Origin of the sequence: Acinetobacter sp. UNC436CL71CviS28, assembly GCF_000620525.1 — a bacterium.
In the GTDB taxonomy this organism is placed as follows: domain Bacteria; phylum Pseudomonadota; class Gammaproteobacteria; order Pseudomonadales; family Moraxellaceae; genus Acinetobacter; species Acinetobacter radioresistens.
In genome coordinates this window covers 1-6,580 of record NZ_JIBB01000064.1, presented here as the reverse complement: position 1 = coordinate 6,580, position 6,580 = coordinate 1, and the positions used below count along the sequence as shown (strand labels likewise).

Sequence of the window (6,580 nt, the reverse complement as noted above, 5' to 3'; positions counted from 1 at the left end):
AAACCATGGAAAGATACAAAGAGTAGCTCGCTAGAGCGAAATGAATTACTTCGAGCAATTAAACGTTTAGGCAGGACACTATGGAAAAAATGGTCAGGCTATCATCGGCGAAGTTTGGTTGAAACTAAGATGCATTGCATCAAATTATTAGGAGATAAACTCAGTGCAAGGAGTTTTGATAGCCAAGTGAATGAGATCCATGCACGTGTAGCAGTCCTCAACAGATTTACGGAATTAGGTCGACCACTTACCCAAGTTACGCCTTAAATTTGGTTCAATTAGGGGCGCTTTGCATTTCAAATCTTTGTGCAACAAAGCCGTTTATATATAAAATTATAAATTAAGACTCTAATATTTTTTCAGAATGATTTGTCGAATTCTATACAAAGATTAATATTCGCTTGACCTTGACGCGCTTGTAATCATAAAAACAGTCTACCCCTCCAAGATCTGCCAGTAATAGCCTTCCAGTGCATTGTCTGATGCTATACCTCATCCCCATATAAGTACTATCTAATGCCTGATCCCGACTTTGCTTGCTGCCTGGGTGTGAAGTTATCCCAAATAAGTCGCTTTAGTTCTTACACTTTACTTCAATCTGATACTCATCTTGAGTAACTTTAATTTTAATCTTTTTATATCTTCTTTTATTAGGGTCTATAGCAGAGCCTGCTACCTCTTCAAAAAAGGCTCTATCATTCATTAATTCCCCATAAGCCTTATAACCAATCAATATTTTTTCTGGCGACTGATTTTCTTCCTTAATTCTAGCAAGCATATTGTCTAGATTTTTAACATTGATATTTGGCATAATTGAGCTACTCAAAAAGTTAAGACTCAATTTTCTTCTATTTTTATGACTAAAAGATGAATTTACTCTTTATTAGATTCAAATATATATTGAAAGTTCATTGTTTTAACTAGAATTAATTAAAAATTTTATGGTTTTTAATATATCTTGATTTAACTTTATGCAGCCTAATGTCTGGATTGAAAAAACTAAAAGTGACTTTATTTGCTCAATGGATATTAAACTATTTTTAACTAAGAAACAGGTCCCAGGTCTCTTGTATTAAAAAATGAATAATAAGCTAGAAATTTAGATGTCTTTTTTAGCATTATTATATTAATATTTTAATATATTATAGACAATTAAAAAGCTCATCTTTCAATGAGCTTTTTAAATTGTATTCACATATGAGTTTTATTAGTTACTTTAACTATGAAAATCCCTTAATATAAACTGTTTAATAGTTTCATCAAAATTAGCTTGTGAAAAGTTTAGCTTATTATGTTTTAAATTTTTATAGCAATAGCTAACTGCCATACTCATACCAAATAAAGTCAACAATTTCATTGCTCACCTCAAATTATTTAACTGACTGAATATAAAACTATCATCTTAATATGTAGCCTTCCAACCCATTTTCTCTTACTTTCTGTACCTCATGTAAAAGGATGTATATAAAAAAAGCTTGTCAAATGACAAGCTTTTTTGCATATTCATAGAGTAAACTTAATAAATCTTCATCCCTGTAGTAGACTCTTTTTTAATCAAAAAACATACTACCCACAAGATGTAACTATATTGTAGTTATGATTTAAACTCTTTAACCACATGAAGCATCTTTAATCTGGTTAGTTACAGGATCTATAATTACTGTAATGCGCTCAATACGATAGTCCATCGTAGCTGGCTGATTAGGAGTGAGAGTGCGAACAATTTTAGAACCAGTTTTCTGTTTAATTTGCTCATCACTTAAACCAGTATGTCCAACCAGTTTTTTAGCTTCTGCCGGAAGACACTGAGCCTGACCCATATTAGTATTATTGGATACTCCATTTTCTGGAGAGTTTGCACAAGCAGTTAATCCTGTAGCTACCAGCGTTAAAGCTAAATAAGTAATTTTTTTCATCATCTTTACTACCCTTCTTCAAAAAAACAACCCTAACAAAAAAGTATTCTTATAATCAATAAATATATATAGTTCGTTTGTAGAATTAACTAGTCATTCGAACTACTACCATCAGAGCTTGAAGATGTATCGTTATTAGTATTACCCCAAGAGCCAGTAGCTCCACCTCCACTAAATGAACCATTATTCCCTGTATATTCTGTATGCTTTGATGAGGAATCCTGCTCTAGGGTGCTTATATAATGATAACTACAAGTAATTTCATGAAATGAGTTTTTAATTGGTTCGCAGTAGCGTAAACTTTTAATTTTTCGATGCCTAAATTTTTTATAGCCTATAAAAATTAAGAGTAATATAATTGAACCAGAGATTACATAAAGCATAATAATTACTCTGTTGTTAACGTATAACTTACTTTTAAAGCTTAGAGGTTAATATATTAAATATTTTGTTATTCGTATTAGGTTGAATTATTATCTGACGCAGAATTATTATCTTTTGGATATCTATTATTATAGGATTCATTTTTGCTCTTCTTTCTAAAAAGCTCTATATTTATTAAAACATACAGAACACATAATAAAATTAGACCCAAAATCATGAAAAATAAATTCATCTAACAAGAGCCTACATATAAATTAAGTAGTCTATTTTTTAAATAAACTCTAATATTTAATAAATGAGCTACTATTAACTAAAATAGATATTTTGATAATTTACTTAACTTCATAAATAAATTTTTATGAATCCTGCTCTAATGTATGAGGAGACTCAGGTTGGTTTTTATCACTTTCTTCTTTCTTGTTCGCACAAGCAGTTAGACTAAGAGTTACAGCTAAAATAACACCAGTTATAGTTAAATTTTTCATATTTTTCCTAACTTTTCATTACCTAGTTCGTTATTATAGAAGATATAAATTACTAATTCTTTCTACTTATATAGTACAAATGTTATAAATACGTATAAAAATTTGTCTTTGAAAATATATAAAATTTATCTTTTCTCCTGTAAACTACATATATATTTAAGTAAAAAATGATTCATTTTAATTATCTATTTATATAATTTTTTTACTCTTGTGATAGAATTTACAAAAACAAATTACTACCTGGATACTCATATCGTAGTGTATATTTAATAGAATTAATAGCTGGCTAACTTTCTGGCATGCCAAATACTTACCAAAGAAAAATTTTTAAACTTAATTTAAGAAAATTAATTCTAATTTTAACTGCTTTAGCAGTCTCATTTTTATTTGTTATCTCCTTAGTAGCAAGTTATATCCTTTTTAAGAAAGAATTAGTCAAGAAATCACTTTTCTCAACTATGAATATGCTTCTAAAATTGCTTCGAATACTGACAGGAAACTTCAAGTTACTTTAAACGAACTGAAATACAGCGCAGATATAATAGGTCAGGGCTTTGATCAGCGTACATTTAAAGAACATGAAGTTGAGCGACTTAAAAATCTTTCTCATCACTTTGACACTTTAATTATAGGTAATAGCCAAGGATCGGTTACTGAATACACATTAAAGCAGCTTAATCTTGATCAAAGACAAGTGTCTACCTCACTGGGAGTTCAGGGATCTTTACGAAGTAAGCATGCTTATATCTCACCGCCCTATTATTCAGTCAGAAATAATTTGGTAATCTTTATCTCACAGCCAATCTTTGATAATAAACATATCTATAAGGGGTATGTAGGCACTTTAATTCATTTAAAAGAAACTAACATGATTAATGAATTACTGCCACTGGAATATAACTATAAAAATAACAATATCTATATCATTGATAGAAATGGAAAAATTGTATTTGATCCGAATAGGAAAAAAATCGGGGGTCTCGTAGCCCAGAATAGTAGTATGGCCTCTATAGAGTATAGAAAAAGTGGAAAAACTGAATTAATCAATGATATAGGAACAAAATATATAGCTGGTTTCGCCTACATACCTACAACCGGATGGATTGTTGTTTCACAAGAACCATTGGCCGATTTAATTGATGAAACCAAATCAATTATTTTTAGATTAAGTGGTGTAATCTTTATATTTTATCTATTAATTTTCTATATTGTCTGGAGAGCATCTGCTTTTATAGCCTCACCTCTCCATGAGCTTGCCAAGATGGCGAGTGCTTTGAATCAACCTGAGACTAAAACAAAAATTAAGAAAATTAAGAAAATTAAGCCATGGTATTACGAAGTACAAAAATTCAAATTTTTATTACTTTCTAGTATTGAAAAATTTAGCAGTAAAATTGATGAAATGAACTTTCATATTAATTCTGACGCCCTTACTCAACTCTTTAACCGTAGAGGTATGGAAATTTTTGTTAAAGAAATGATAGATTCTGATATACATTTTTCTATATTACTTATAGATATAGACCGTTTCAAACGCGTTAATGATACTTATGGCCATGATATAGGAGATGAGGTATTAAAAATTCTAGCGAAACTTATACAGGAAAATTTTCGTAAAGAAGATCTGTGCTGTCGTTACGGAGGTGAAGAGTTTATTGTGGTTATTCCAAATAATAATAAGCAGGAAATTTATGAAAGTGCAGAGAGATTTCGACGTATTGTAGAAGCATTTGAAATTAATAATGTAGGTAGAATTACCATTTCTATAGGTATCGCATCTTGGCCAGACAGTGCAGAAGAATTTGCACAAGTTTTAAAGATTGCTGATAATAATCTTTACTATGTAAAGAACAATGGCCGTAATCAGATTAAATATAGCTAATTATAATAAAACGACAGAAATAATCTGTATAATAAGTATTTAATTATTTCATTTAATAAAATTATATAATATTTAAATGTAAAGTAAAATGCTGACCTTATATCAATATAAGAGACTAATGTTTTGTTTTTATCTAAATATATTGTACCATCCCCTTAAAACTATAAAATAAAAATTATTATATAAAATTAAAAATATCATAGGGTTATCACATTTTTCATACAAAAAAACAAGTTATTTAAAACCTGATTAAAAAATTAACTCTTTGTTTTTTATAAATTTAATTTTTAAAAACCGATTTTTGGATTTTATGCAACTTGTTGAAATAACTATTTTTTTATTAAAAATTCTATAAAATAAACCGAGGAACTAAAATCATTACCTTGAGCAAATATATATGAATCTGGTGAGGCTGCTATACGTAAGTAAGCTTAAAAAAAATAAAAATGCCGTTAAAGATTTAATGGATATACTTACAGAAGCTATAACATATAATAGTCCCCATGAGATTTATGGAGCATTATATTTTGGAAATGGATACTTCGTACAATGTCTTGAAGGCGAAAGAGATAAGCTTGAGCATCTTTTTTATAAAAAAATCATTAGAGATCCTCGACATGAGCAATGTGAAGTTATTTACTTTGAACCGATCAAAAGTCGCCTATTTGCAAATTGGCATATGAAATATGCAGCTTTTAACAAGGAAGTCATGCACTTTTTTAAAGATCATCATCTAGAAGCTTTTAATCCTTATTTATTAACGAACCATACTATCTCTCCTTTTATTAATTTACTGGCTAAACAAAAAGACGGTATTAGTACTCTAAGGTTAAAATAGTAACCTCAAAAAATTAATTTTTATAAATTCATTTAGTTTAATAATCAGTTGATCTAAAATAAATTTTTATGTTAATGTTTGTTAATTTAACAGGGAATAATGATGCTATATAATTAAATATAAAAACTCATTATTTAAGTTTTTAAAAAAATATTTTCCAGTTGAGAGCCAAGGTATTTTACAAATTGTGTTTTATTTTCAATCCTCGGCATCTCTACACTCCAAAAGGTATAGAACTTAAGATTAATTTCTAATGTTATACTAATAGCTCCAATTTCTAAATCATAGTCTATCGCTTCTAGGTTTGAAAAAACTTCTATGACTTTAGCCAAGAATAAAATCTTATTTCGTTCTTTCGACTTTACAGGTTTATATGCCTTTAAAGTCTGGCTATAAAGGTAATCATATAAGTCTGGACAGAAATTTTCATGATGCTTTATCAAAAACTTTAGAACCTAATATCATTAGAAGAATTTATTTATAACATTATCTTATTCAAAATCTGGTAAGCATATTGTAAGTTTTAATATTATTTTTATCGACATAAATATATTTAATATAATCTTCTAGTTATAAATATTTTATAGCTTATTTTTTAATACAAGTTGTTAGACTATATAGCTTCTAAAGCTATATAGTCTATTTGCTGTTAGCAGTTTTGCTTTAAGCTATAGTAGCTATCTGGCTGTTTAGCTAGAAGATCTATAAAATTAGGTATAGTTCCAGGGCGAATTCAAACATGAGGTGCGACAGTTTGAAAAGTCTTATGATAATCAACAAGCTGAGCAAATTTCTCTAATGGTGTAAGCCAATCTAACGCTTTTCTAGGACGAGTATTCAGTGACATGGCAACTTGATTTAAATAATGCTGATCTGCCTGATTTAAATCAATCCCTTTAGGTAAATATTGCCTAATTAAACCATTCATATTTTCGCATGTGCCTTTTTGCCAGGGTGAATGTGGGTCACAGAAATATACATCTATGCCTAAATCTTCTTCAAGTATTTTATGTTCTGCCATCTCGCGTCCACGGTCATAGGTCAACGTTTTACGCAGTTCTGCAGGTAAATATTT

7 protein-coding genes and 1 pseudogene are annotated in these 6,580 nt (G+C 29.1%); 3 read left to right on the top strand and 5 right to left on the bottom strand.

The features are described 5' to 3' along the window. Nucleotides 1–267 (top strand): transposase (locus N518_RS16960; RefSeq protein WP_026444455.1); only part of this gene is annotated, 267 nt, incomplete at its 5' end. A 307-nt stretch (nt 268–574) separates the two neighbouring features. Here the strand turns inward: N518_RS16960 and N518_RS0114715 are convergent. The 3 genes from N518_RS0114715 to N518_RS17490 all read right to left on the bottom strand — a co-directional run bounded on the left by N518_RS0114715 (nt 575) and on the right by N518_RS17490 (nt 2,785). Then, entirely contained in the window at nt 575–811 is a 237-nt protein-coding gene (locus N518_RS0114715) for a hypothetical protein (RefSeq protein ID WP_005014486.1), read from the bottom strand. 799 nt (nt 812–1,610) lie between these two features. Then, on the bottom strand, nt 1,611–1,919 hold the full coding sequence (locus N518_RS0114710; RefSeq protein ID WP_005025747.1) for an I78 family peptidase inhibitor: 309 nt from the start codon (nt 1,917–1,919) through the stop codon (nt 1,611–1,613). 737 nt (nt 1,920–2,656) lie between these two features. Next, complete coding sequence (locus N518_RS17490; protein WP_005014493.1) at nt 2,657–2,785, bottom strand: hypothetical protein; 129 nt, start codon at nt 2,783–2,785, stop codon at nt 2,657–2,659. A gap of 299 nt (nt 2,786–3,084) precedes the next feature. Between N518_RS17490 and N518_RS16475 the strand changes: the two are divergent. Both N518_RS16475 and N518_RS0114695 read left to right on the top strand, forming a co-directional pair. Further along, nucleotides 3,085–4,667 (top strand): annotated as a pseudogene (locus tag N518_RS16475) (sensor domain-containing diguanylate cyclase). A 397-nt stretch (nt 4,668–5,064) separates the two neighbouring features. Then, nucleotides 5,065–5,505 carry a BLUF domain-containing protein gene (locus tag N518_RS0114695; protein WP_005025739.1) on the top strand — a complete coding sequence of 147 codons (441 nt, stop codon included), beginning with the start codon at nt 5,065–5,067 and terminating at the stop codon, nt 5,503–5,505. Nucleotides 5,506–5,639: 134 nt separating this feature from the next. Here N518_RS0114695 and N518_RS0114690 read toward each other — a convergent pair whose 3' ends face one another. Together N518_RS0114690 and N518_RS16470 are read right to left on the bottom strand one after the other, a co-directional pair. Then, nucleotides 5,640–5,948, bottom strand: a complete 309-nt coding sequence (locus N518_RS0114690) for a hypothetical protein (protein ID WP_005025737.1) — start codon at nt 5,946–5,948, stop codon at nt 5,640–5,642. A gap of 290 nt (nt 5,949–6,238) precedes the next feature. Then, nucleotides 6,239–6,580: IS30 family transposase (locus N518_RS16470; RefSeq protein ID WP_033854892.1), on the bottom strand; the 342-nt coding region annotated here is incomplete at its 5' end.

Excerpts from the sequence above, each read along its gene's own strand:
- N518_RS0114695 (WP_005025739.1), top strand. The coding sequence starts at position 5,065 with ATGAATCTGGTGAGGCTGCTATACGTAAGTAAGCTTAAAAAAAATAAA.
- N518_RS0114715 (WP_005014486.1), bottom strand. The coding sequence starts at position 811 with ATGCCAAATATCAATGTTAAAAATCTAGACAATATGCTTGCTAGAATT.
- N518_RS17490 (WP_005014493.1), bottom strand. The coding sequence starts at position 2,785 with ATGAAAAATTTAACTATAACTGGTGTTATTTTAGCTGTAACTCTTAGT.
- N518_RS0114710 (WP_005025747.1), bottom strand. The coding sequence starts at position 1,919 with ATGATGAAAAAAATTACTTATTTAGCTTTAACGCTGGTAGCTACAGGA.